Source organism: Bradyrhizobium erythrophlei, from assembly GCF_042430365.1.
Lineage (GTDB): Bacteria > Pseudomonadota > Alphaproteobacteria > Rhizobiales > Xanthobacteraceae > Bradyrhizobium > Bradyrhizobium erythrophlei.
Genome location: NZ_JBHMET010000008.1, coordinates 22,260 through 46,399, shown reverse-complemented (window position 1 = coordinate 46,399; position 24,140 = coordinate 22,260). Strand labels below are relative to the sequence as shown.

The following is a 24,140-nucleotide window of genomic DNA, read 5'->3' as shown; positions in this document are numbered from 1 at the left end:
AGGGAAAGCCGGGTGCCGATCGCACCCATGGGTCCCGTGCAACAAAAAGCACGGGGGTAGAACCACAGGTGAGGCGCCGATCGCACCCATGGGTCCCGTGCAACAAAAAGCACGGGGGTAGGACCACAGGTGTAACCGGAATCCCGGCTTTCCCTGCGCGATGGTTTTACGGTTTCCTTCGTGCTCTCCCCGGCGAGACCGGGCTTGTTTGTCACCGTCTTCGCAAGGACTTCGCGTCTTGCGAGGAGACACCAACCACTGGGGCGTCAGGACCACACGACTTCGCCGTCCGCGTCACGCGCACACGTCAGTTGCGCATTCCGCGGCCACCGCATCTCACCGCAACACTCGTGACGATCGCGACGCGCCCCTCAATCGGGTGAGACGGCAAATTCATACACCGATTCTCATTTCTAAAAAACCGAAATATTTCTTTCGCGAGACCTTGCGCCGTCGGGCAAATCAGTGCCAAGGCGGCCGGGGCCGTAGGGCGGGTTAGCGTCAGCGTAACCCGCCATTCTTGGTCGACGCGAACGCGGCGGGTTACGCTGACGCTAACCCGCCCCACAAATCTCACCCCTCATCCACCACGCATTCGGCGCCGTCGATGACATACGCCGCGTGGCGGAAGTCCCTGATGGTGGCGAGCTTGTCGGCGGACCAGTCCAGCAGCATGAAGTATTTCGGCGGCCCGTTCGCCTCGTTCGGATCGAACACCAGGATCGCGGGACGCCCCTCCACCAAACCCGCCACCAGGTGCCAGTCGCTGACCTTGGCGTAATTGCCAAAGTAGCGCGACACCTCGGTCTTGCCGTTCAGCCTGGTGCGGTTGACGAGCTCGAGCCTGACGTCGTCGGCGATCATCGTGCGGATGGCGTCGAAGTCGCGGGCGTTGAAATGGCTCACATAGGCATTGAGCCTGACCCGGTTGGCCTCCGACAGGCTTGGCCGCGGCACATCGTCGGGCTCTTCGGCAAAGGCGCGCAGCTGGCTGCGCCCGCGATGCAGCGCGGCCTTCACCGCCGGCAGGCTGAAGTCCATGATGTCGCAGACCTCGGCCAGCGAACAGCCGAGCACATCCATCAGGATCACGCTGGAGCGCTGCGCGACCGGCAGCCGCATGAAGGTGCGCAGGCTGGTCGCCGCGATCTGCCGGCTCTCCACCTCATCAAGCTGGTCGGCAATCATCTCAACCTCCTCAGCCGAATGCAGCGCCTGCTGCCGGTTGCGGCGGCGCAGGAAATCCAGCGCGGTGTTGTGCGCGATGCGGAACAGCCAGGCCTCCGGATTGAGCACCGGCGCGACCGATTGCAGCGCTTCCACCGCCTTGATCAGCGCATCCTGCAGCACGTCCTCGCCGTCGATGACCGAGCCGACCATACGGGCGCAATAGCGATGCAGCTTCGGCCGCATCGCCGCGAGCAAGGCATCGACATCGATGGCGGCCAGTGAGTCGGGTGGCATTTATCCTCCGCCTGAACAGTCAGGACTCGTCCAGCATACGGTAATTGCCGACGATCCGCGCCTCACGAACCAGCGGCGGCTCGGCGCAACGGTCGCGAATGCCGTCCTGGAACGCCTGAAACGCCTTCAGCTTCGGGATCGGGCTCGAGCCGTCCTCGGCCGCGGCCTCGACGAAATGGATGAAGGTGTCGTCCTCCAGCCGCAGCGTAAGATAGCGCACGCCGCCGGGATTTGCCGCCTTCAGTTCCGCAAACACCGCCGCAACCAGCTCGGCGTTCCGATCGGCCAGCTCCGGCTTGGCCTTATACCTGATCAGGGTCCGTCTCATCCTGTGCTCCTTTGGCTCGTTCAGCGGCCGAACACCGCCGCGTCACCCCCAAGGACGTTTGCCGGCCGGTAAAGGATGCGGTCCGGCAAAAAATATTTCGCTCCGCATCCTTTGCCCGTCCGGTTTCGTCCTGGCCTGCGACGCGCGCCGCAACGGGCGGCGCGACAGACGGAGAACGACCATGCAGGCCCTTAAGCCTCGCGCCGAGCAGCGCTGGGTGCTCGGCATCACCGCGCTGGCATCCTTCATGATGGCGCTGGACGCCATGATCATCACGACCGCGTTCGCGACCATCCGCGCCGATTTCGGCAGTCCGGTGGAAACGCTGCAATGGACCGTTAATGCCTTCAACCTGACCTTCGCGGTGCTGCTACTGACCGGCGCCGCGCTCGGCGACCGGTTCGGGCGCCGGCGGATGTTCGCAACCGGGATCGCCCTGTTCGTGTTGGCATCTGCGGCCTGCGCGCTCGCCGGCAATGCCGCGGCGCTGATCGCCGCCCGTGCTCTGCAGGGCGCGGGCGCTGCGCTGGTGATGCCGCTGGCGATGGCGATCCTGAGCGGCGCCTTCGGCCGCGAGGAGCGGGCGCGCGCGCTCGGCATTTTCAGCGGCATCACCGGATGCGCGCTGATCATAGGCCCCGCGATCGGCGGCCTGATATCAGAACATCTCGGCTGGCGCTGGATCTTCTGGATCAACCTGCCGATCGGCCTGGTTGCGATCGTGCTGGTGCTGGCGCGCTTGCGCGAAAGTTTTGGCCCGGCCGCGCCGCTCGATATCACCGGCCTCGTGCTGGTCGCGATCGCGGCGCTGGCGCTGGTCTGGAGCCTGTTGCGCGGCAACGTGGTCGGCTGGACCAGCGCCGAGGTGATAGGCACGCTCATCGCCGGAATGGTGTTCGCGGCCGGCTTTGTGCTGTGGGAGTTGCGCGCCGCGGCGCCGATGGTGCCGATACGGCTGTTCGGATCGCGCGCCTTTGCTTCTGCCATGACCGCAAGCGTGCTGTTCTACGCCGCAATGTATGGCGTGCTGTTTCTGCTGCCGCAGTTCCTGCAGACCACACTCGGCTTCGATGCCTTCGGTGCCGGGCTCCGCCTGTTGCCCTGGACCGCGACGCTGTTCGTGACCGCGCCGGTCGCGGGCGCGGTGGTGAACCGGCTTGGCGAGCGGCCGCTGGTGGTGACGGGATTGTTCATGCAGGCCTTCGGGCTCGGCTGGATCGCCGTGATCGCGGCGCCCTCGATCGGCTATGCCGATCTGGTCGCACCGCTGGTGCTGGCCGGCGTCGGCGTGTCGATGGCGATGCCGGCGGCGCAAAACGCGATGTTGAGCTCGGTTGTGGTCGCCGAGATGGGCAAGGCATCCGGCATCTTCAACATGGGCCGCTTCCTCGGCGGGATGTTCGGCATCGCGGCGCTGGTGGCGACATTCTCGGCCAATGGCCGGGTCGATAGCGCGGCCCATTTCAGCGACGGATTTGCCGCGGCAATGGGCCTTGCCGCGACACTGTCGCTGGTCGGCGCGACCGCGGGCGCCTGCCTGCCCGGACGCCGGCGCGTCGCGGCTGCCGCCGCGCCGCCGGCGACAATGGCAAAGCCATTGCGCGGGGATGCATGACGATAGGGCTTCGCTATCGACCGATCGGACAATTCGTATTGGATCGGGGGCGCGAATGCCTGCATAATCCTGCGAGGAGCCAATCGAGACCGAGGGCGAATTCGCATGACAGAAGCGCCGGCCAAGCCTCATCGCGTAGTGATCGTCGGCGCCGGCTTCGGCGGGTTGGAAACCGCCTTCGGTCTCAGGGACGTACCGGTCGAAATCACATTGATCGACCGCCGCAACCACCATCTGTTCCAGCCGCTGCTCTACCAGGTCGCGACCGCCTCGCTTGCGACCAGCGAGATCGCCTGGCCGATCCGCTATCTGCTGCGCGACCGGCCCGAAGTGACCACCTTGTTCGCCAATGTCTGCGGCGTCGATGCGGCGGCAAAGCGCGTCGAGCTCGACGACGGCGACAGCATTGCCTATGACACGCTGGTTCTCGCCACCGGCGCGCGCCACGCCTATTTCGGCCATGACGAATGGGAGCCGTTCGCGCCGGGGCTGAAGACGCTGGAGGACGCCACGACCTTGCGGCGGCGGATCCTGGTCGCCTTCGAGCGCGCCGAGCGCGAGCCCGATCCTTCCAGGCGCGCAGCACTCCTCACCTTCGTCATCATCGGCGCCGGGCCGACCGGCGTCGAGATGGCCGGCACGATCGCCGATCTCGCCAAGGACACGCTGCCGCGCGACTTCCGCTATATCGACACGCGCAAGGCGCGCGTCGTGCTGATCGAGGCCGGCCCGCGCGTGCTGGCAGGCTTTCCCGATGACCTCTCGGCCTATGCGCAGCGCTCGCTGGAGAAGCTCGGTGTCGAGGTGATGCTCGGCGAGCCCGTCACCGAATGCTCGGCCGACGGCGTGGTGTTCGGCGGCAAGAAACTGGAGGCGCGCACCATCGTCTGGGCCGCCGGCGTGCGCGCCTCGCGCGCCGCCGAGTGGCTGAACGCGCCGGCCGATCGCGCCCATCGGCTGCAGGTCCAGCCCGACCTCACCGTGCCCGGCCATCCCGATGTCTTCGCGATCGGCGACACCGTCACGATCAAGGGCCCCGACGGCAATCCGGTGCCCGGCATCGCACCGGCCGCCAAGCAGGAGGGGCGCTATGTCGCCGCCCTGATCAAAGCGCGGCTCAAGGGCGAAACGCTGCCGCCGTTCCGCTACAAGCATGCCGGCAGCCTCGCGCAGATCGGCAAGAAAAAGGCGGTCATCGATTTCGGCTGGCTCAAGCTGCGCGGCACGCTGGCGTGGTGGATCTGGGGCCTCGCCCATATCTACTTCCTGATCGGCGTGCGCCACCGCATCGCGGTCGCGCTGAGCTGGCTCTGGATCCACGCCCGCGACCAGCGCGCCGCGCGGCTGATCACGCAAGGCAGCAGCAAGGTGGCGCAGTAGCGCGTCGCGTCATCGGAGCGCGCAGCGCTGGCCAGACGTTTGCGTCGCGCCGTGATGCGCGGCGAGGAGAAAGAAGATCGAGCAGCGGCCTGATGATCGTTGGATCACTTGCAGGTTTCATACTGACTATACAGCGGGTTTCCAGCCCGGCGCGCGGTGGTAATTCTGCATCCCGGCCGAACAGGGCGGCAGCCCGCTTGATCGCAGATGATTTGTCCGGACGCCCGTAGCCTGGTGGGTGCCGCCTCATTGCGCTTGCGTTCTACATCAATTTGGGGAGCGATTTTTTCACGCGACGCGACGGGCCTTTTTCCCAGAGCCTTTTCGCATTCATTGCTGTCGTTGACGCGATACCCGGCACGGCAAGTGATCCTGGTGCAGCGCTCACCATCAGCCCGGAACCCGTGATCGCAAACGAGGGGGCAAACGCGGGACGGTTTGGACTTGATCGCGTCCAGCACATCAGCGCTGGCGAGCTTCACGTCGAACCTGGTGCCTGCGTGTTGGTTGAACAGCATGAGTGAGCGTTGCGAGGCAGCGTTCCACTCACCATCCGCTGCCTCGGTAAGGCAGCCGACGCGGCGCAATTCCGACTGCACGGATTTGACCAGATCAACGCCGGAAGGAGTAGCTGCGATATCTGACAGCGGCGGAAGCGATGCGACCGTTTGCGGCTCCTGCTTTTTCTGGTCCACGGCGCTTTCGGTCCCACCTTGCCTTGCAGCAGGGTCGGTAGCGGCTTGTTCGGCCGCGCGTCGTTCGGCGGCTTTCGCTTCCGCTTCCGCCTTCTCCGAAGCGGCGCGGGTCTCCTCTCCAGCTTCCGCCCTGGCTTGTGCAAGCTGTTTCGCCTTTTCTGCGGCGATCCGGGCTTGTTCCGCCGCTTTGGCTGCTGCTGCGGCCCTTTCCTGCTCAGCTCTCTTCGCGCCCTCCGCAGCGAGCCGGGCCTTCTCCTGCTCTGCAAGCCGTGCTTTTTCCGCCGCTGCCGAGCGCGCTTCCTCCGCTGCAATTTTGTTGAGCTGACCTTTTGCCAGATCGGCATAGAAGCCATCCGGATATCGCGCGAGGAAGGCATTCCATCCATCGCGCGTGTCAAGCTGAAGGGCCAGCTCATAGTCGCGACGAACGGCATTGTCGAGGTTCGGTTGCGGCCCAACAGCGACCGGCTTTGCGGGAACGAGCGGCACATCCTCTCCGCCCAGCGAACCATAGACGTATGGCTCTTGCCTATAGCCGGTCTTCCTCAAAACATCGTCGCGCACGAAGCCGAACGCTTTGCGCAGATCAAGACCGGGTTTCGGAAGATATTCAACAAGGGCGACCGCAAACGGACTGTTCTTGAAGTCGCCGTCGGAGGCAGTAGACCCGGCTTTGGCCGCAAAGGCTATCATCGTGTTGGGGCTGCTGGGTTCGATCTTGGCCAGACCGCCGCCGATCGCGCGCGCAGCAATGGTCCGCTTCATTGTCTTGGCAAACGGATTATCGCGGCAGGCATCGAGAATGATGAGCCGGAGCTTCTTGGCCGGCTCGACCGCAAACATCAGGCGATCTACCGGCACAGTCTCATCGAGAACATCGGCATCGGTCTCGAGCGTAGCATCCGTCGGGATCAGGTAGTTATTGCCATCCAGCTCAATCCCGTGTCCCGCATAATAGATCACGGCGACATCTGCACTTCGTGCGCTCGCACCGAAGTCGCGAAGGGACCTGCGCATGTCGCTTGCATTTAAATTGAGCCGGGTTGTGACTTCGTCGAAGCCGGCTGTCTTCAACATATCCGCGATGAGGATCGCGTCATTCACCGGGTTCAGAAGTCGCGGCGCTTGCCTGTAAGCCGAATTGCCGACGACCAGCGCGATGTGCCTCTCGGCAGAGGCGGCCTCACAGCCGAGGCAGGTGATAAACGCCAACAAAACGACTGTGCGAAATATGCCCATGGCGACCCTCGGGCGTGCACCTTTCAAGATTACCTGAACGTCACTTGCTGCAACAGGCCCTCCCTAAGAGTTACCGCAGCGGCGCAAGCCGCCGATTGTCGAGACGCCGGCCTGGCTGCAGGCACCCACGGCGGTACTTGAGTATAGGCTACGCACGTCGGGATGCGTGGATGCCCGGCACGAGGCCGGGCATGACGGGTCTCTATTGACGCGCTGGGTTTACTTCAACAGCGAGCACCCGCCATCCGCGAGCGGGCGGAACGCCTCCTCCGCCGGAATGGTCGCGATCTGCTTGTAGTAGTCGTAGGGGTACTTCGACTCCTCCGGCTTCTTCACCTCGAACAGATACATCGGGTGGATGACACGGCCGTCCTGGCGGATCGTGGTCGCGCCGAACAGTTTGTCCTTGCCCTTGAAGGTCTTCATCTGCGGCACGACGAGTTTGGCGTCGTCGCTGCCGGCGGCGGCGACCGCGTTGAGATAGGCGAGCGTGGACGCATAGACGCCGGCCTGGTTGCCGCTCGGCATCTTGCCGTTCATGCCGGGTCGCGCGGCAAACCTCTTTGCAAACGCGCGGGTGTCGTCATCCATGTCCCAGTAGAAGGCCTCGAGCAGTTGCAGGCCCTGCGCGACCTTCAGCCCCATGCCGTGGATGTCGTTCACGAACAGCAGGAACGCCACCATGGTCTGGCCGCCCTGCTGGATGCCGAACTCGGCGGCCTGCTTCACCGCGTTGATGGTGTCGCCGCCGGCATTGGCAAGCCCGATCACCTTCGCTTTCGAGTTCTGCGCCTGCAGCAGGAAGGAGGCGAAGTCGGACGTGCCGAGCGGATGCTTGCTCGAGCCCAACACCTTGCCGCCGTGCTTCTCGATGTAGTTGGTCGCTTCGGCTTCGATGCCCTTGCCGAGCGCGTAGTCGACCGTGACAAAGTACCACTCCTTGCCGCCGCGCTGCATCATCGCCGCGGCCGTGGTGTTGCCGGTCGCCCAGGCGTCGTTGACCCACTGGATGGTGTTCGGCGAGCAGGCCTTGCCGGTGAGGTCGGAGCTCGCGGTCGACGATGCCAGGAACGTCATTCTGGTGTCGCGCAGGATGGTGTTGATGGCGAGGCCGACGGCGGAGTTCGGCACGTCGACGATGGCATCGACGCCCTCGACGTCGAGCCATTTGCGCGCGATTGCCGAGCCGACGTCGGCCTTGTTCTGGTGATCGGCGTAGACGATCTCGACCTTGATGCCCTTGTCCCCGCCGTTGAAATCCTCCGCCGCCATGCGCGCGGCCTCGACCGAGCCCATGCCGTTGGTGTCCTGGAAGATGCCGGAAATGTCGTTGAGCACGCCGACGCGCACCACATTGTCGGAAATCTCCGCATGCGCGACCGTAGCGGCGCAGGATAATGCCAGCGCCAGACCAACCCTAAAAGCCCTCATCATCTCCTCCGTGGTGTTCATGTGGACGCCGGCGCGCAGCCGGCGCATGTGTTACGTCAGACCCTTGAATGCGTCAGACCTTGAATGCGTCAGACCTGCCGTTCCGGCAGGCACAGCACGAGGCCGTCGAGCTCGCCCGACAGCTTGATCTGGCAGGACAGCCGGCTGTTGGCGCGGCGGTCGCTGGCGGTGCCGTCGAGCAGCGCGTCCTCGTCGTCATCAATCGCGGGCAGGCGCGCAAGCCAGGCGTCGTCGACATAGACGTGACAGGTCGCGCACATCGCGTTGCCGCCGCATTCGGCGAGGATGCCGTCGAGGCCGTTGCGGGTCGCAGCCAGCATTACGCTCTCGCCGTCAGAGGCCTCGACGCGCGTGTGCTCGCCAGTGGGGTGGATGAAGGTGATGGCAGGCATGGGTATCCTCGTCAGGCCGGCGTGATCGAAATGGGCAAGCTGTCGAGCCCACGCAGCGTGTTGTTGAAACGGCGCTTCGGCTCGCCGGTGATTTCAATTTTGCCGACGCGGCGCGCCAAGGCCGACAGCATCACCTCGCCTTCGAGGCGCGCGACGAGCTGGCCGACGCACATGTGGACGCCGGAGCCGAAGCCGACATGGCCCGAGGTGCGGCGCGTGATGTCGTAGCTATCCGGGTTATCCCAGCGCCTGGGATCGCGGTTGGCGGCGGCCAGGAACATCAGCACCTTCTCGCCCTCGCCGATCCGCGCGCCGCCGAGCTCGACCTCGCGCGTCGTGGTGCGGAAGAAGGTCTGCACCGGGCTTTCGAACCGCACGGCCTCCTCGAACGCGTTGCGCGCCAAGGTCGGATCGCTGCGCAGCTTGGTGAACTGGTCGGGAAAGCGCGCCAGGCAATAGACCGCGGCACCGATGCCGTTGACGGTGGTGTCGAGCCCGGCCGACAGCAGCGAGCGCACCAAAAGCGGCGCCTCGATCGCGGTGATCTCGCCCTCGTCGACGCGGGCATGGATGCAGGCGCCGAAGCCGCCGGGCGCGAGATTCTCGCGCTGGCACTGCTCGGCGATATAGGCCTGGTGCGGCGCGGAGCGCTCGATCGCCTCCTGACGCAACGCGTTCGGCGGGCCGAACGCATTGAACACCAGGCTCGCGTAAGGCAGCAGGTGCTCGCGCCCCTCGGGCCTCAAGCCGAGCGCATCGGGGAAGATCGAGAGTGGATAGGCTTCGGCGAGATCGGCGATCGCATCAAAACTGCGCTTTTCCAAGAGCGTATCGAGGCGCGCTTCGGCGGCGGCGGCGAAGCGGTCGCGGACCTGCTTCATCACCGTCGGCGACAGCACCCGGCTCAGCACCGCGCGGGTGCGGCTATGCGCCGGCGGATCGGCTTCCAGGATCAGGCTCGGCGGCCGCCACGGCTTCTCCCTGGCGAAATCGCTCAGGCCCACGCCGCGGCTGGAACAGAAGGTCGCGGGATCGTTCAACACCGCATGCACCTCGGCATAGCGCGCCACGCCATAGACGTTCCATGTGTCGAGATAGACCACCGGCCCCGCCTCGCGCAGCACCTCGTGGGTCGGATACGGATCGGCGAAGAACTCAAGCGCAAAGGGATCGACGCCAAGATGCGGCACGGACGTGCCGTCGCCGGCGGAGGTAGCTGTTACAGTCATTGGGCCCTCCCGAAGTTTGAACTTGTCAAGAGACGCTGCATGTCTATTGCTCCCAGGCGATTTCGCAGCGATGATTTGGCCAATGAGCAGCAATCCCCTTCCCCGGAAGCCACGCCGGACCAGACCGGTCGACGCCGCAGAGGCCGCCGACGGCCCGCTGCTCGATCTCGACCGCTACGTGCCGGCCTTCATCACGTTCATCGGCAACAAGCTGTCGAACAGCGCGACCGCCTATTATCAGAAGAATTTCGGCATCAACGTCACGGAATGGCGGATCATATCGCAGCTCGCGATCGAACCCGGCATCCCGGCTTCGCGGATCTGCCACGTGATCGGCTTCGACAAGGGGCCGGTGAGCCGCAACCTTGCGGCGATGCAAAAGCGCGGGCTGCTGACGATCCGCACCGCGCCGGACGACGGCCGCACCCATTCGATCTCGCTGACGGCCCGCGGCCGCGCCGTCCACGACAAGGTCATCGTCGCGGCGCTGGAACGCGAGCGGAGGCTGTTGTCCTGCCTGAAAAAGGATGAGCGGGAGATGCTGATCGACCTGCTCCGGCGGCTGCACGAGAATCTCGGCGCCGTGACCGGGCAAAGCCCGAACTGACCGCGCGGCGGCGCCCCGCCGGGACCCGATCGATCCGGCGGCACTCCGCGAACGCATGATTATGTTCCCGATTGCTTGCGCCGTGCTGCGCAACACTGTTCCTCCCTAGAACGCGCGGCCGTTGACCGGCCCTGCTCGCTTGCGGCGAAACTCGCACAGACTAGTTGCCTTGGCAACTAAGAATGCGAGATGCGATGGCGGTAAAACGAAGCGGGATGGGGAACCGGGGCGGACTCGCGATTAAGCCGAAGCGATCTCGATTGAATTGGCGCGTTGGCGGCCGCGAGCTCAGTTCGCCTCTCCCGCTTGCGGGGGTCGAGACGAGCAAGCTCGCTCTTAGGCCGCATCGCATCGTAGATGCGATGCGGGTGGGGGCTCTCTCCACAATACGACTCGCGGAGAGAGCCCCCACCCCAGCCCTCCCCCGCAAGCAAGCGGGAGAGGGGGCGCAGTTCCGATGCGGCCGCGACTCGCGTCCTAACTGCCTGTGTTGATGAGCAATCTCACTCCGCACACACGATCGGCTCGGCGGACACATCATCCTCCAGCACCGCCACGGCTGCCGCGCGGCGGGTCAGCACGGCGCGCTGGTTGATGTAGCCCTTGTCGGTGATCTCGCCGCCGTCGACCGAGGCCGCCTCGGCGAGCAGCAGCGCGCGTGTGGCATGGCCGGAGGAGTGGCCGCCTTGCGCCTTCAGCTTTGCCAGGCCTTGCGCGATCGCGGCACGGACCGCCGGGTGGCCGATCACGTCCTTGACGTCGGCGCTTTCGGGCAATCCTGCCGCGGCGCGGCAGGCGGCGATGTTCGGGAACACCAGGAACCGCACCTCGTCGCGGCCGTGGCCGGTCACGACAATATCCTGCGCCAGCGGCGCCAGCGCCGCGATGCCGGCGACGCGCAGCGTGCCGACGCTGACCCAGGTGCCGGAATTGAGCTTGAAGTCCTCCGCGACGCGGCCATCAAAGAACAGGCCAAGCTCGGGCCTCGCGGGATCGGCGAAGGTGACGGCATCGCCGATCAAATAAAAGCCTTCCGCGTCGAACGCCTGCGCGGTCAGCTCCGGCGCCTTCCAATAGCCCGGCGTGACATTGGGGCCGCGCACGCGCACCTCGAGCTTGTCGCCTGATGGCACCAGCTTCAGCTCGGTGCCGGGGATCGGCACGCCGATATTGCCGGAGCGCTTGGCGAGGAAATGGCAATCGGTCGCGAGGGGCGAGGTTTCGGTCGAGCCCCAGGCCGACACCATCGGCAACCGGCGACCGACGGTCTGAAGCGATAACTCCTCCAGTGCATCCCAGAGATTCTGCGGCAGCGCCGCGCCGGCGTAGAAGGCGAATTTTGTCCCCTCGAAGAATTTGCGGCGCAGCTCCTCATCGGTGCGCAACGCTGAGATCAGCATGTCGAAGCCGCGCGGCACGTTGAAATAGACCGTCGGTACCACGCTGCGCAGATTGGCCAGAGAGGTCGCAAACAGGCCCGGCGCCGGCTTGCCGCCGTCGATATAGAGCGTGCCGCCGTTACGCAGCACGAGGTTGAAATTGTGATTGGCGCCGAAGGTGTGGCTCCAGGGCAGCCAGTCCAGGATCACAAGATCGCTGCTTGCGTCTTCGAGGAACGTCCAGGTCTGCGCCTTGGCCTGCTGGCTCGAGGTCAGCATGCGCTGGGTGTTGATCACCGCCTTCGGCGTGCCTGTCGAGCCCGAGGTGAACAGGAATTTTGCGATCGTATCCGGCGTCACTGCGGCGAAGGCCGTTGCGACGCCTGATGTCTCCGGCGTCGCGGTCACGTCGCGGAACGGCAGCGCGTCGGCATCATCAGGATTGCCGCTGACGACATTGGCGTGGTGCAGCGGCCTGATCGCGGCAAGCGCCGCGGCGAACGGTTTTGTGCTCGTGACATAGATCGCGCCGGGATCGAGCAAGCCGATCATGCTCTTCAGCTTGTCGAAATCCCGGGACATCAGCGAATAGGCCGGCGAGATCGCGGCCGCGGGCACGCCGACATGCTGGGCGGCCAGCGCGAACAGCGCGTGATCGACACTGTTGTCGGAGAGGATGACGAGCGGCCGCTCAGTGCTCAGGCCCCGTGCCAGGATCCAGGAGGCCGCCGCGCGCACGGTTTTCAGCGCATCGCGATAGCTGACGGTGGTCCACGGCGCTTCGGCGCCGGCGCGCTCGCCGAGGAAGATCCGGTCGGGCGCACGCTGCGCCCAATGCTCCAGCCAGTCGCCGATGCAGCGGGCGCTTTCCTTCAGCGGCGTGGTGGAGCGGACAAGGATGCTGCCATCTAGCCTGCGATCGGCGACGATCGCGGGCGTCGCGAACAGGCTCTGCGGATCGTCACCGCTTGGTGCGGCAATCGTCATGGTTTCCTCCTCGCCGTCGCGCACGGAGATCGCGCCGCAACATCGTGCGGCGGCCCCGGCACGGGCTGGTTTGGTGATAATGTTGCGGAGACCAATTGTTGTCGTCAACAACAATCTTTCCCTTGGACGCGCGGCGCGCTACAGTTTGGGCCATGGCGGGGAAGCAACAGGCGGCGCGCAAGGCGACGAAGGCGGGAGCGGCAATACGCCGCCCCTCGGAACGGACGCGAATGGCCGATGGCAACGGACGCGGCGACGCGGCGGACGGCGAGATCGGCCTCGACGCGCTGGTCGGCCATGCCGGTTATGCGGTGCGGCGCTTCCAGCTCTGGATCTTCCAGGACTTCATCAAGACGCTCGCCGAAGTCGACATCCGCCCGACGCAGTATTCCGTGATGACGGTGATCGGCGCCAATCCGGGCCTGAGCCAGATGGCCGTTGCAAAACGGCTCGGGATCGAGCGCGCGCGGCTGGTGCACCTACTCGACAGCCTCGAGCAGCGCAACCTGGTGAGCCGCATCCCGTCCGCCACCGACCGCCGCTCCCATGCGCTGCATCTGACCGCGCGCGGCAAGGCCGCGCTGGCGCAGTTCAAGCGGCTCGCCGCCGAGCACGAGCGGCACGTCGCCGCGAAGATCGGCAAGCAAAACCGCGAACGGCTGCTCGACATCCTCGCCGACTTCACCTGACGGCTCCGGCTGCTCAAAAATCAGGCAAACGCCCTGCCCGGGACCGGTCAAACCGACCCGCGCCATTTTCGAGCGATTACCTAAGCGGCTGAGATCATGCAATAATCAGCCGGGCGGCGGGCGCAGCGCGACTGTACACAATGGCACATCGCTTGCTTCGATCAGGCCAGGATTCCCATCGCGCAAGGCGGCGTCGCCTTGCCGGTCAACGGACGAGGCAAACCACGTGACTGAAACCGTCGCCGCGATATCAGCTGCGCACCGCGCCGGCACCATGACGCCGGCGCAAACCATCGCGCGCAGCTATCAGCGCATCCGCGACCACAACGATCCCGCCATCTTCATCAGCCTGCGCGACGAGAAGGACGCGCTCGCCGAGGCCGAGCGGCTTGCGCGAAAGGACCCGAGGCAGTTGCCGCTGTACGGCGTGCCGGTCGCGGTGAAGGACAATATCGATGTGCAGGGCCTGCCGACGACGGCCGCCTGCCCCGCCTTCTCCTACATGCCGGCGCGCGACGCCACCGCGGTCGCGCGGCTGCGCGCGGCCGGCGCCATCATCATCGGCAAGACCAATCTCGACCAGTTCGCCACCGGCCTCGTCGGCGTGCGCTCGCCCTACGGCATTCCCAAAAATCCGGTGCGCGACGATCTCGTGCCGGGCGGATCGAGTTCAGGCTCGGCGGTCGCGGTGTCCACGGGCCTCGTCCCGCTTTCGCTCGGCACCGACACCGCGGGCAGCGGCCGCGTGCCCGCGATGCTCAACAACATCGTCGGCCTGAAGCCGAGCCTCGGGCTGATCTCGACCGAAGGCGTCGTGCCGGCGTGCCGCACGCTCGACTGCATCTCGGTGTTCTCGCTGACCGTCGACGATGCGATGGCCGCGCTCGGCGTGATGGCCGGCCCTGACGGCGCTGATCCGTTCTCGCGCAACCGGCCGCTCGCCAGCATGACCGCATTTCCGGCCAGGCTGAAGCTGGGCATTCCCTGGAGCGGTCAGTTGATCTTCTTCGGCGACCGCGAATTCGAGAAGGCCTATAGCGAGGCGCTGAAACGCTGGGAAGCGCTCGGGGCCGATCTAGTCGCGTTTGACCTCGAGCCGTTCTACGAGACCGCACGGCTGCTCTATGAGGGACCGTGGGTTGCCGAACGCTATCTCGTGATCCGCGATCTGCTCGCGTCGTCGCCCGAGGCGATCCATCCTGTCACGCGCGAGATCACCGCGGCCGGCGCGCGGCTCACCGCCGCCGACACCTTCTCCGCACTCTATCGCCTGCAGGCGCTGCGCCGCGTCGCCGAGCGCGCCTTTGCCGGGCTCGATGCCATCGTGTTGCCGACTGCGCCGACGGTCTATTCGACCGCGCAGGTGCTCGCCAATCCGGTCGAGCTCAACTCCAGGCTCGGCACCTACACCAATTTCGTCAATCTGCTCGATCTCTGCGGCCTGGCGCTGCCGGCATCGATGCGCGCGGACGGTGCGCCGTTCGGCATCACGCTGCTCGCGCCCGCCGGCTGCGACGGCGCGCTCGCCAGCATCGGGCGCCTGTTCCACGCCGATACCGGATTGCCAATCGGCAGCCAGTCCTTGCGACAGCCGCCGCTCGCGGCCGTGCCGGCGGCAAACGGCGACGAGATCCCAATCGCAGTGGTCGGCGCGCATCTTTCCGGCATGGCACTGAACGGCGAGTTGCAGGCGCTCGACGCGCGGCTGCTGGAAGAGACCGCCACCGCGCCGGACTACCGGCTCTATGCGCTCGACACCACGCCGCCCAAGCCCGGCATGCTGCGTGTCGAGCCGGGAATGGGCACGTCGATCAAGCTCGAACTGTGGGCGCTGTCGCCGGCCGCCTTCGGCAAATTCGTCGCCGCGATCCCGCCGCCGCTGTCGATCGGGACGATCCGGCTCAGGGACGGACGCGAGGCGAAGGGATTCATCGTCGAGCCGGCGGCGATCAACGGCGCGAGGGATATCTCGGCCTATGGCGGCTGGCGCGTGTTCATGGAGGAGAAGGCTGCGGTGTAGCCGTCGTCTTCGTAGAGTGGGCAAGGGCGCGTAAGCGCCGTGCCCACTCTACACGTTCTCCTTACCTCGTCATTGCGAGCGCAGCGAAGCAATCCATGTCTCACCGCGCCGTGAGGTGGATTGCTTCGCTTCGCTCGCAATGACGAAAAAGTAACTGTGCCGCGCCCTACACCGACACCGCATAGATCTCGTACTCCCCGCGCACCAGCTCGATGTGGGCGCGCATCGCGGCTGCGGCGCCGGCCTTGTCGCCGCGCATGATAGCGACGACAACGCGGTCGTGTTCGGCGTGGGATTTGGCGAGACGACCGAGGTTGCGAAACTGGGCGCGGCGGAACGGCTGGACGCGGACGCGGGTTGCGAGCGTGATCTCGGCGATATAGGTGTTTTGCGACCCCGCATAGATCGCGTTGTGGAAGCGCTCGTTCACCTCGTGGAAGCGATCGGGATTGCCGGTGTAGCTCAACACCCGCAGCTCTTCGTGGATCGCCTCGAGGGCGTGGCGCTCCGCCGCCGACATCCGCTCGGCGGCAAGACCGGCGCAGATCCCCTCCAGCTCCGCCATCGCCTCGAACATGCCGGTGAGCCGGTCAAGCGAAGGCTGCGCCACCACGGCGCCGCGATGCGCGCGGGCCTCGACCAGGCCGCTCGCGGCGAGCTGGCGCAATGCTTCGCGCACCGGCGTGCGCGAGACGTTGAAGCGGCGGGCGATGTCGGTCTCGTCGAGCGGCGCACCCGGCGCCAGCGTGCCGCGCACGATCTCGTCGGCGAGTTGCAGGCGGAGTTCCTCGGCGCGGGTAACCTTGTCGGTGAGCTGCGACGGGCGATCGATGCGCCGAATCACCGCCGCGGACCCGGTGCCCTGCGGTTGCGGCGCGCGCGTCGGAACGTCGTCCAGGCTCATGCCTCAGGCACCCTCTTCAAGCGACCTTGGGTTCGTCGATGATGCTGACATGGGCCGCAACGATTCTCCACCCCTCGGGGAATCGAATCCAGGTCTGCATCTGCCGCCCCACCCTGCCCGGCGCGGTCTCGCGATAGAACAGCGTCGAGGCCACCGCGGTGTCGCGGCCATAGGCCGTGATCACGGTCCTGTCCGTCTTGCGCATCAACCCGACCGGCGAACGCGCGGCGCGGAACGCCATGATCTCATCATAGCCGTAGAGATTCTCGCCGATGCCATAGCGCAGCGTGCGGCGGTCGTCGCGGAACAACTCGTCGAGCACGGCGACGTCGTTCGTCACCAGCGCCTTCTCGTAGCGTGCGAACTGCGCCGTCACCTCGGCGACCACGTCGGGAAGATCGATGTCCATTCTCAAATTCCTCTCGGCGTCGGCGCGGCGGCGACGCCCATCTGCTCCAGCGCATAGGCGACCCTGAGCGCGATGTCCTCGCGCCAGGGCGCTGCGATAATCTGCACGCCGATCGGCATCGGCTCAAGCGGCACCGGCACGGCGGCGACCGGCAGGCCGATTAAGGAGATCGGCTGGGTGTGGATGCCGATATTGGGGCGCAACGGAAGCTCGACGCCGTCGAGCTCCAGGGTGGTTTGCCCGAGCTTCGGCGCAACGCAGGGCGTCGCGGGCGCCAGGATCACGTCGACCGAGTTGAACAGCTCGAGCACCTTCGCCCGATACCAGCGGCGGAATTTCTGCGCCTTGTCGACGTAAGGCGCCGGGATCATGGCGCCCGAGATCAGGCGGTCGCGCACCGCTGGATCGAAATCGCGAGCGCGCTTGCGTAAGCGATCGAGATGCAGCGAGGCCCCCTCAGTCGTCGTGATGATGAAGGCCGCCGCGCGAGCGCGCGCGGCCTCGGGGATATCGACCGTCTGCGTCGCACCCAGTGCTTTTGCGACGCGCGCGACCGCTTCGGCGGCCTCGGGCATGACGCCCTTCTGGAAATAGCCGCCGGCGACCGCGATGCGCAAGTCCTCGATCCCTTGCTTAAGCGACGGCAGGGCCGGCTCGACCGGCCGCGTGGTGCAGGCGGCATCACCGCTGTCGGGGCCCTGCATCGCGTCGTAGGCGAGCGCGAGGTCGGTCACGCCGCGCGCGAACGGGCCGAGGTGATCGAGGCTCATCACGAACGGGAACGACCGCGCGCGCGACAGCCGGCCATAGGTGGGCTTCAGCCCTAAGATGCCGCAGAAGGATGACGGCACGCGGATCGAGCCGTTGGTGTCGGAGCCGAGCGCGATCGGCACCAGCGCGCCGCCGACGGCGCTGCCGGAGCCGCCCGAGGAACCGCCGGCCATCCGGGTCGGATCGTGCGGATTGCGTGACGGGCCGTCATGCACGTTCTCGCCGGTGAAGTCGTAGGCGTATTCGCCCATGTTGAGCGCGCCGACCAGCACGGCGCCGGCCGCCTCCATGCGTTCGATCAGCGTGGCGTCGCGCGGCGACGGTGGCAGGTCGCGGTTGATCTTCGAGCCGGCGCGGGTGGCGAGGCCCTCGACGTCGAACAGGTTCTTCACGGCAAACGGCACGCCGGCGAGCGGACCGGCCGGCTTGCCGGCGGCTATCCCGGCGTCGATTGCCTTCGCCCGGGCGCGCGCACGATCGGCGGTGACGTCGGTGAAGGCATTGAGGATCGTGTCGCGCGCGGCGATGCGCGCGAGCGCGGCCTCGGTCGCTTCAAGCGCGGTCATGCTGCGGCTTGCCACGGCCTGCGCGATCGCGGCGGCGGTGAGCCCGTCTGAACTCTCGGACATTGTGACCTCAGGCTGAAAAGATGCTGGCCGGCTCGCTCTCGTCCGGCAGCGGGAATTCGTCGACCAGACGTGCCAGCCGAAGCGAGGCCTCGAGGTTCGCGCGCACCGACGGACGCCAGGCGTCCTCGATCTTGAGCGCCATCGCCGCGGCTACGGTGTTGATGTGGTCGTCGAGGTGATCAGCCATCGTTCTGTTTCCGATTTGTCAGGCCACCGGCAGCGGCGGATGCGGGATCGCCGTCAGCAGCTCCCTAGTATAGGTATCCTGCGGATCGCCCAACACCTGCTCGGATGAGCCCTGCTCCACAATGCGGCCGGCGCGCATCACGATGACGCGATCGCACAGCAGTCGCACCACATTCAGATCATGTGACACGAACAGATAGCTCATCCCCATCGACTGCTTGAGGTCCTGCAGCAGGTTGAGCACCACCGCCTGCACAGACACGTCGAGCGCGGCGGTCGGCTCGTCGAGGATCACGAGCTTCGGATGCAGCGCGATCGCGCGTGCGATGCCGACGCGGGCCTTCTGGCCGCCGGAGAGCTGGTGCGGGAAACGATCCAACAGATTGACCGGCAGGCCGACGAGCCGCGCCAGATCCTCGCAGCGGGCGCGGAGCGCGTCGCGTCCCCTGATGTCGCCGAGCTGCATGATCGGGTCCGCGATCGCGCGCGCCGCGGTGAAGCGCGGGTTGAGGCTGTCGGTCGGATCCTGGAACACCATCTGGATGGCCTTGCGCTGCGGCAGCCGCGCAAACGCGCGCGGCATGATGGCGCCGATGTCCTCGCCGTCGAAGGTGATGCGGCCGGAGGTCTGGTCGAGCAGCCGCATCACCATCATCGACGTCGTTGACTTACCGCAGCCGGACTCGCCGACCAGCCCGACGCTCTCGCCACGGCCGACCTGAAAGCTGATGCCATCGACCGCGCGGAAAATGTCCTCCTCCACCGGCGGCTTGCGGCCGAATAATTTTCCAAGCACGGCGCTCGCGCCCTGGCGGGGATATTCCTTGACGAGCTTTTCGACGAGAAGGAGGGGTTTGAGTTTCTCGTCACCCTCGGGCTTGACCCGGGGGTCCATCGACGAAGAGTCTTGCGAAGCTTGATGGATGGCCGGGCATAGGCGAGCGGAAGCGACGCCGTCCATCGGACGGCTATGCCCGGCCATGACGGGCGTCTGCTGAGGGGACCTTGATGCCTCCTCCTCCGGCAGCAAATCCCTGAGCGACACGCCGAGCCTGGGCGTCGCGCGCATCAGCTTGCGCGTGTAGGCGTGCTGGGGATCGGCGAAGATATCCGCCGACTTCGCGGTCTCGACCACGCGGCCCTTCTCCATCACCACGACGCGGTCGCAATAGGCCGCGGCGAGGCCGAGATCGTGGGTGATCAGGATGGTCGACATCGAGCGGCGCTTGGTCAGCTCGACGATCAGATCCATCACCGCCTTCTGGGTGGTAACGTCGAGGCCGGTGGTCGGCTCGTCGGCGATCAGGAGCTGCGGATTGCAGGCGAGCGCCAGCGCGATCACGACGCGCTGGCACATGCCGCCGGACAGCTCGAACGGATAGGCGTGGTAGCGCTCGCGGGGGCGCGCGATCTTGACCTGCTCCAGCGACTCGATCGCCTTCTCGCCGCGGTCGGCGACCTGCGCCTGCTGGACGTGCTGGCGCAGCACGTCCTCGATCTGGTCGCCGACCTTCCGGATCGGGTTGAGCGCGGCGCGCGGATTCTGGAAGATCATCGAGACTTCGCGGCCGCGCAGGTCGCGCATCTGGCTCTCGGTCGCGGCCTTCACGTCGATGCCGGAAAACATCACCGAGCCCTCGGCGATGCGTCCGGCGCGATCGAGGATGCGCATCACCGCATATGACGTCACCGACTTCCCGGAGCCGGACTCGCCGACGATGCCGACGGTCTCGCCCTTGCCGACGGAGATGTTCACGTGCTGCACCGCCTTGACGATGCCGCGGCGGGTGATGAATTCAACGGTGAGGTCGCGGACGTCGAGCAGCGGCGACGCGGTCATGGGTCGTTTCTCCACCGGCGCATCACGTCCTCCGCTGCGGGTCGACGATGTCGCGCAGGCCGTCGCCGAGCAGGTTGAAGCAGAACACCGCGATCATCAGCGCTAGCCCCGGAAACAGCGCGATCCACCATTCGCCCGACACCATGAAGCCGGCGCCCTCGGCGACCATGATGCCCCACTCGGCGGTCGGTGGGCGCACGCCGAGGCCGACGAAGGAGAGGCCCGCGGCGTTGAGGATGGCGTAGCCCATGGTCAGCGACATCTGCACGATCATGATCGGCATGATGTTCGGGAGGATGTGCACCAGGAGGATGCGGTATTCACCGTTGCCCGACAGCCGCGCCGCCTGCACGAAGCCGGCGTTGCGGCGGACATTGGCCTCGGCGCGCGCGACGCGGGCATAGAGCGGAAAGTTCACGATCGCGGTCGCGATGATGATGTTCTGCACGGTGTTGCCGAGCGCCGCCACGATGCCCATCGCCAGCACGAACAGCGGGAACGCCATGATGGTGTCGGCGATGCGGCCGACGATGCGATCGGTCCAACCGCCGAAGTAACCCGCGGCAATGCCGGCGAGCCCGCCCATCAAAAACACCAGCACCACGGAGGTAACCGCGATGAAGGTGTCGAGCCGGGTCGCGACGATGACGCGGCTGAAGATGTCGCGGCCCAACTGGTCGGTGCCGAACCAATGCGTCGTCGACGGCGGCTTCAGCGCGGCCGCGGTGTCGGAGGCCAACGGATCGTACGGCACGACGTAAGGGCCGAACAGCGCGGCAAACAGGATCAGGATCAAAAGCGCGAAGGCGAAACCGGTGACCTTGTTCTCGCCGAGCACATAGCGCGTGTGCTCGATGATGGCAGATAGTCCCGACGTGCGCGCGGGACCAACGGGTTCGACTGTAGGCGCAACGCTGCTCATAAGCCTACCCCTATCCTTCGAGCCGCACGCGTGGGTCGATCACGCCGTAGAGAATGTCGATCACGAGATTGAGCAGCACGTACATGACCGCCATGGTCAGCACGAAGCCCTGCACCGGCGCGAAATCGGAGGCGATCAGCGCCTCCACCGCGTAGGAGCCGATGCCGGGCCAGGCGAACACCTTTTCGACCAGCACATTGGCGCCCAACAGGAACGAGAACACCATGCTGAGCGTGGTGATGACCGGCAGCATCGCGTTGCGGAAGGCGTAGGTGACGATCACCTTGCCCGGCGACAAGCCGCTGGCGCGCGCGGTGCGGACGAAGTCCGAGGCGAGCACCGCGAGCATCGAGGCGCGCGTCATCCGCGCGATCGGCGCCAGCGAGAAGATCGCAAGCGTCACCGCCGGCAGGATAAGTTGGCTGAGGGCTGAGCGGAACGCCTCGACGTCGCGCGTGATCACGGTGTCGATCAGATAGAAGCCGGTCACCGTGGGCGGCGCGCTATAGAACACGTCGAGGCGGCCGAGCGGCGCCGGCGACCAGCCGAGGCGGAAGTAGAAGACATAGACCAGCACGAGGCCGGTGAAGAAAACCGGCAGCGACACGCCCGCCGTCGTCGTGATGCGACAGAGGTGATCGATCCATGACCCCGGCCGCGTCGCCGCCAGCACGCCGAGCGGGATCGCGATCACGATCGAGACGAAGAGACCGAGCAAGGTCAGTTCGGCAGACGCCGGCAGGCGGTTGCGCAATTCGGTCGCGACCGGCTGGCCCGTGGTCAGCGACGTGCCGAAATCACCGTGCGCGAGATCGTTGGTGTAGCGGACAAACTGCTCGATCAGCGGCTTGTCGAAGCCGAGCTTCTTCCTGATCTGCTCGACCGCTTCCTTGGTCGCGGCGGGGCCTGCGAAATACGCCGCGGGATCGCCCGGCAGCGCGCGCGTCAGCAGAAATGTCACGATCACGACGCCGATCAGCGAGGGAATCGCGAACATCAGCCGCTTGCCGATCATGGTCAGCATGAAGGCCTCGTTGTTTCCGGCTGGAAGGCCGCAACGGGACTACCAGGGCTCCGCGGTGGCGCCGCGAAGGGGCTGGTAGGGCTCCCTCCTCCCTTGCGGGGGAGGGTTGGGGAGAGGGGTGCCGCTTGCTCCGTTGTCAGACGGGATCGATCTCCCATCGAACGGTTCGTGATGTAGAGAAATGGATTGGCGCGATCTCGCTTAGCGTCGTTCTTACGAGTATGCGGCGTACCCCTCTCTCCAACCCTCCCCCGCAAGGGGGGAGGGAGCCTGAGAAGCGTGCTCACCTCACTAACGAGATCGACACACGCGAACACGTTGCGCGCGCTTGCCACGGCCTCACCCCTTCGCCATCGCGCGGTAGTCGAGGCGGCGGTGGAACCAGTATTGGTAGCCTGACACGTTCTTCTGCATCGCGACGTTGACGAAGGGCTGGTAGAGCGGGATGCGCGGGATGTCGGCGAAGGCGAGGTCGACAAAGCCCTTCACGTCGGAATCGTAGGCCGCGGTGTCGCCGCTTGCCGCGGCGGTGCGCGCGCCGTCGATCAGCTTGTCCATCTCCGGCGACTTGTAGCTCATGGTGTTGAAGACGGAATTGTTGCCGTGATAGCACCAGTAGAAGAAGTATTCGGGGTAATCGAGCCAGCCCGAGAACACGTTGGTGAAGAGCGGCATCTCCTTCTTGTTCAACTCGGTGCGCCAGTTGGCGCCGGGCACCTTGTTGATCATGGCCTTGATGCCGAGCTGCGCGAGGCTCTCCTGCACCAGGACGCAGAGCGGCTCGTTGACGCCTGCGAAATTCAGGTCGAACGAGATCGTGGTCTCGAAGCCGTTGGCGTAGCCGGCCTCGGCCAAGAGCGCCTTCGCCCTCTCCATGTCGGTGACGAATTTCGTGGGCTGCGGCCAGGCGACCTCGGTCGGCCTGTCCTTCCGCGCGCCGAACATCGGATTGCCGAGGCCGAACAGCACCGCGTCCATGATCTTCTGGTATGGCATTGCATAGGCCATCGCCTGCCGCACCTTCGGATTGTCGAACGGCGGCCTGGTCACGTTCATGCCGATGTACTGGATGCCGTTGGAGAACGGCAGCGAGACCACGTTGAGCTTGCCGTTCGCCTTCATCTCCTGGAAATCCTTGAACGGCAGCTCATAGGAGATGTCGGCGTCGCCGCGCTCCAAGAGCGCACGGCGGTTGCCGGCCTGCGGCACCATGCGCCAGATCACGCGCTTGATCTTCGGCAGCGGACCACAGACCCAATCGTCGTTGCGCTCCATGATCACTTCGGTGCCGGCGGTCCACTTCGTCACCTTGTAGGCGCCGGAGCCCGCGGTCTGCTGTTTCGTGAACTCGAGCCCCCACGGGTCCTTCTCGCTCGCGTTCTTCTTGACGAGCTCGGAGTTGACGACGCAGGGCACGATCACGGCGAGATCGGGGATCGTCAGCCTGTCCTTCCTGAGGAAGTCGACGCGCACGGTGGTATCGTCGACGACGACGAACTGCTCGGGTTTGGTCAGCGAGCCCGCGCTCATCTGGAAGGTCGGGAAGCCGCCGACCGAGACCGCGCGATCGAGCGACCATTTGACGTCCTTCGCCGTCACCGGCGTGCCGTCATGAAACTTGGCGTTCTTCCTGAGCTTGAAGGTGACCGACATGTCGCCGAGGTTCATGTCCTCGGCGAGCTCGCCCTTGAACTTGTCGCGGTCGTAATAGGGCACGCCGCCGGGGCCGCTCTTCATCTCGTGGCTGATCAGCCGGTCGTAGCAATTCCACGACACCTCGTAGCCGGGCACGTTGGTGCCGACGCCATGGATATCGAGATTGTTGGGGCCGCCTTCCGAGACGATCAGCAGCGTCTCCGAGCGCGCGTCGGCCTTGGCCGGCGAGAAGATCGCGGGCGCGGTCGGCGCCAGCGCGCCCGCCGCGAGCCCGGACACCGATTTGAGGAAATCGCGACGCTTCATGTGATGCTCCAACGCCT

General features: G+C 65.9%; 20 protein-coding genes. 5 read left to right on the top strand and 15 right to left on the bottom strand.

All coding sequences use genetic code 11. The features are described from left to right. Positions 1-573: 573 nt before the first annotated feature. Together ACFFWD_RS01005 and ACFFWD_RS01000 are read right to left on the bottom strand one after the other, a co-directional pair. A complete protein-coding gene (locus tag ACFFWD_RS01005; RefSeq protein WP_376960521.1) occupies positions 574-1,464 on the bottom strand; it encodes a sigma-70 family RNA polymerase sigma factor in 891 nt (296 codons plus the stop codon). Positions 1,465-1,483: 19 nt separating this feature from the next. Further along, a complete protein-coding gene (locus ACFFWD_RS01000; RefSeq protein ID WP_376960519.1) occupies positions 1,484-1,792 on the bottom strand; it encodes a hypothetical protein in 309 nt (102 codons plus the stop codon). Positions 1,793-1,973: 181 nt separating this feature from the next. Between ACFFWD_RS01000 and ACFFWD_RS00995 the strand changes: the two genes are divergently transcribed. Continuing rightward, positions 1,974-3,407: a DHA2 family efflux MFS transporter permease subunit gene (locus ACFFWD_RS00995; protein WP_376960517.1), complete on the top strand. Its 1,434-nt coding sequence runs from the start codon at positions 1,974-1,976 to the stop codon at positions 3,405-3,407. 105 nt (positions 3,408-3,512) lie between these two features. Further along, positions 3,513-4,787 (top strand): NAD(P)/FAD-dependent oxidoreductase, encoded by a 1,275-nt coding sequence (locus ACFFWD_RS00990; RefSeq protein WP_376960515.1) that lies wholly within the window; start codon positions 3,513-3,515, stop codon positions 4,785-4,787. 104 nt (positions 4,788-4,891) lie between these two features. Here the strand turns inward: ACFFWD_RS00990 and ACFFWD_RS00985 are convergent, their stop codons facing one another. The 4 genes from ACFFWD_RS00985 to ACFFWD_RS00970 form a co-directional block, all read right to left on the bottom strand. Next, positions 4,892-6,721, bottom strand: coding sequence for a caspase family protein (locus tag ACFFWD_RS00985; protein WP_376960513.1), 1,830 nt, complete (start codon positions 6,719-6,721; stop codon positions 4,892-4,894). A 219-nt stretch (positions 6,722-6,940) separates the two neighbouring features. Continuing rightward, entirely contained in the window at positions 6,941-8,152 is a 1,212-nt protein-coding gene (locus tag ACFFWD_RS00980; RefSeq protein WP_376960529.1) for an ABC transporter substrate-binding protein, read from the bottom strand. A gap of 89 nt (positions 8,153-8,241) precedes the next feature. After that, positions 8,242-8,565, bottom strand: a complete 324-nt coding sequence (locus ACFFWD_RS00975; protein WP_376960511.1) for a 2Fe-2S iron-sulfur cluster-binding protein — start codon at positions 8,563-8,565, stop codon at positions 8,242-8,244. Positions 8,566-8,576: 11 nt separating this feature from the next. Beyond that, a complete protein-coding gene (locus ACFFWD_RS00970; protein WP_376960509.1) occupies positions 8,577-9,794 on the bottom strand; it encodes a cytochrome P450 in 1,218 nt (405 codons plus the stop codon). An 82-nt stretch (positions 9,795-9,876) separates the two neighbouring features. Between ACFFWD_RS00970 and ACFFWD_RS00965 the strand changes: the two genes are divergently transcribed. After that, a complete protein-coding gene (locus ACFFWD_RS00965; RefSeq protein ID WP_376960507.1) occupies positions 9,877-10,401 on the top strand; it encodes a MarR family winged helix-turn-helix transcriptional regulator in 525 nt (174 codons plus the stop codon). Between the two features lie 503 nt (positions 10,402-10,904). Here the strand turns inward: ACFFWD_RS00965 and ACFFWD_RS00960 are convergent. Continuing rightward, positions 10,905-12,767, bottom strand: a complete 1,863-nt coding sequence (locus ACFFWD_RS00960; protein ID WP_376960505.1) for a feruloyl-CoA synthase — start codon at positions 12,765-12,767, stop codon at positions 10,905-10,907. A gap of 230 nt (positions 12,768-12,997) precedes the next feature. Here ACFFWD_RS00960 and ACFFWD_RS00955 point away from each other — a divergent pair, with 230 nt between their 5' ends. Both ACFFWD_RS00955 and atzF read left to right on the top strand, forming a co-directional pair. Then, complete coding sequence (locus tag ACFFWD_RS00955) at positions 12,998-13,456, top strand: MarR family winged helix-turn-helix transcriptional regulator (protein WP_376960503.1); 459 nt, start codon at positions 12,998-13,000, stop codon at positions 13,454-13,456. Positions 13,457-13,682: 226 nt separating this feature from the next. Then, the gene (gene atzF, locus ACFFWD_RS00950; RefSeq protein ID WP_376960501.1) at positions 13,683-15,476 is read left to right on the top strand and encodes an allophanate hydrolase; all 1,794 of its coding nucleotides are present in this window, start codon (positions 13,683-13,685) and stop codon (positions 15,474-15,476) included. 166 nt (positions 15,477-15,642) lie between these two features. On the opposite strand, the gene ACFFWD_RS00945 is transcribed toward atzF, so the two are convergent. From ACFFWD_RS00945 to ACFFWD_RS00910, 8 genes are all read right to left on the bottom strand, one after another. After that, on the bottom strand, positions 15,643-16,380 hold the full coding sequence (locus ACFFWD_RS00945) for a GntR family transcriptional regulator (protein WP_376960499.1): 738 nt from the start codon (positions 16,378-16,380) through the stop codon (positions 15,643-15,645). Positions 16,381-16,396: 16 nt separating this feature from the next. Beyond that, positions 16,397-16,789: an oxalurate catabolism protein HpxZ gene (gene hpxZ / locus ACFFWD_RS00940; protein WP_376960497.1), complete on the bottom strand. Its 393-nt coding sequence runs from the start codon at positions 16,787-16,789 to the stop codon at positions 16,397-16,399. A 2-nt stretch (positions 16,790-16,791) separates the two neighbouring features. Beyond that, positions 16,792-18,189 (bottom strand): AtzE family amidohydrolase, encoded by a 1,398-nt coding sequence (locus tag ACFFWD_RS00935; protein ID WP_376960495.1) that lies wholly within the window; start codon positions 18,187-18,189, stop codon positions 16,792-16,794. Positions 18,190-18,196: 7 nt separating this feature from the next. Further along, positions 18,197-18,376 carry a DUF4089 domain-containing protein gene (locus tag ACFFWD_RS00930; RefSeq protein ID WP_376960493.1) on the bottom strand — a complete coding sequence of 60 codons (180 nt, stop codon included), beginning with the start codon at positions 18,374-18,376 and terminating at the stop codon, positions 18,197-18,199. A gap of 18 nt (positions 18,377-18,394) precedes the next feature. Beyond that, positions 18,395-20,215, bottom strand: coding sequence for a dipeptide ABC transporter ATP-binding protein (locus ACFFWD_RS00925; protein WP_376960491.1), 1,821 nt, complete (start codon positions 20,213-20,215; stop codon positions 18,395-18,397). 22 nt (positions 20,216-20,237) lie between these two features. After that, the gene (locus tag ACFFWD_RS00920; protein ID WP_376960489.1) at positions 20,238-21,137 is read right to left on the bottom strand and encodes an ABC transporter permease; all 900 of its coding nucleotides are present in this window, start codon (positions 21,135-21,137) and stop codon (positions 20,238-20,240) included. Positions 21,138-21,147: 10 nt separating this feature from the next. After that, a complete protein-coding gene (locus tag ACFFWD_RS00915) occupies positions 21,148-22,161 on the bottom strand; it encodes an ABC transporter permease (RefSeq protein WP_376960487.1) in 1,014 nt (337 codons plus the stop codon). Between the two features lie 339 nt (positions 22,162-22,500). After that, positions 22,501-24,123 carry an ABC transporter substrate-binding protein gene (locus tag ACFFWD_RS00910; RefSeq protein ID WP_376960485.1) on the bottom strand — a complete coding sequence of 541 codons (1,623 nt, stop codon included), beginning with the start codon at positions 24,121-24,123 and terminating at the stop codon, positions 22,501-22,503. Positions 24,124-24,140 lie beyond the last annotated feature (17 nt).

Bases quoted from the DNA above. Each gene is read 5' to 3' on its own strand.
- ACFFWD_RS00965 (WP_376960507.1), top strand. From the start codon at position 9,877: ATGAGCAGCAATCCCCTTCCCCGGAAGCCACGCCGGACCAGACCGGTC.
- ACFFWD_RS00920 (WP_376960489.1), bottom strand. From the start codon at position 21,137: ATGAGCAGCGTTGCGCCTACAGTCGAACCCGTTGGTCCCGCGCGCACG.
- ACFFWD_RS01000 (WP_376960519.1), bottom strand. From the start codon at position 1,792: ATGAGACGGACCCTGATCAGGTATAAGGCCAAGCCGGAGCTGGCCGAT.
- ACFFWD_RS00925 (WP_376960491.1), bottom strand. From the start codon at position 20,215: ATGACCGCGTCGCCGCTGCTCGACGTCCGCGACCTCACCGTTGAATTC.
- ACFFWD_RS00970 (WP_376960509.1), bottom strand. From the start codon at position 9,794: ATGACTGTAACAGCTACCTCCGCCGGCGACGGCACGTCCGTGCCGCAT.
- ACFFWD_RS00930 (WP_376960493.1), bottom strand. From the start codon at position 18,376: ATGGCTGATCACCTCGACGACCACATCAACACCGTAGCCGCGGCGATG.
- hpxZ (WP_376960497.1), bottom strand. From the start codon at position 16,789: ATGGACATCGATCTTCCCGACGTGGTCGCCGAGGTGACGGCGCAGTTC.
- ACFFWD_RS00960 (WP_376960505.1), bottom strand. From the start codon at position 12,767: ATGACGATTGCCGCACCAAGCGGTGACGATCCGCAGAGCCTGTTCGCG.
- ACFFWD_RS00915 (WP_376960487.1), bottom strand. From the start codon at position 22,161: ATGCTGACCATGATCGGCAAGCGGCTGATGTTCGCGATTCCCTCGCTG.
- ACFFWD_RS01005 (WP_376960521.1), bottom strand. From the start codon at position 1,464: ATGCCACCCGACTCACTGGCCGCCATCGATGTCGATGCCTTGCTCGCG.
- ACFFWD_RS00910 (WP_376960485.1), bottom strand. From the start codon at position 24,123: ATGAAGCGTCGCGATTTCCTCAAATCGGTGTCCGGGCTCGCGGCGGGC.
- ACFFWD_RS00990 (WP_376960515.1), top strand. From the start codon at position 3,513: ATGACAGAAGCGCCGGCCAAGCCTCATCGCGTAGTGATCGTCGGCGCC.
- ACFFWD_RS00980 (WP_376960529.1), bottom strand. From the start codon at position 8,152: ATGAGGGCTTTTAGGGTTGGTCTGGCGCTGGCATTATCCTGCGCCGCT.
- ACFFWD_RS00955 (WP_376960503.1), top strand. From the start codon at position 12,998: ATGGCCGATGGCAACGGACGCGGCGACGCGGCGGACGGCGAGATCGGC.
- ACFFWD_RS00935 (WP_376960495.1), bottom strand. From the start codon at position 18,189: ATGTCCGAGAGTTCAGACGGGCTCACCGCCGCCGCGATCGCGCAGGCC.
- ACFFWD_RS00985 (WP_376960513.1), bottom strand. From the start codon at position 6,721: ATGGGCATATTTCGCACAGTCGTTTTGTTGGCGTTTATCACCTGCCTC.
- ACFFWD_RS00945 (WP_376960499.1), bottom strand. From the start codon at position 16,380: ATGAGCCTGGACGACGTTCCGACGCGCGCGCCGCAACCGCAGGGCACC.
- ACFFWD_RS00995 (WP_376960517.1), top strand. From the start codon at position 1,974: ATGCAGGCCCTTAAGCCTCGCGCCGAGCAGCGCTGGGTGCTCGGCATC.
- ACFFWD_RS00975 (WP_376960511.1), bottom strand. From the start codon at position 8,565: ATGCCTGCCATCACCTTCATCCACCCCACTGGCGAGCACACGCGCGTC.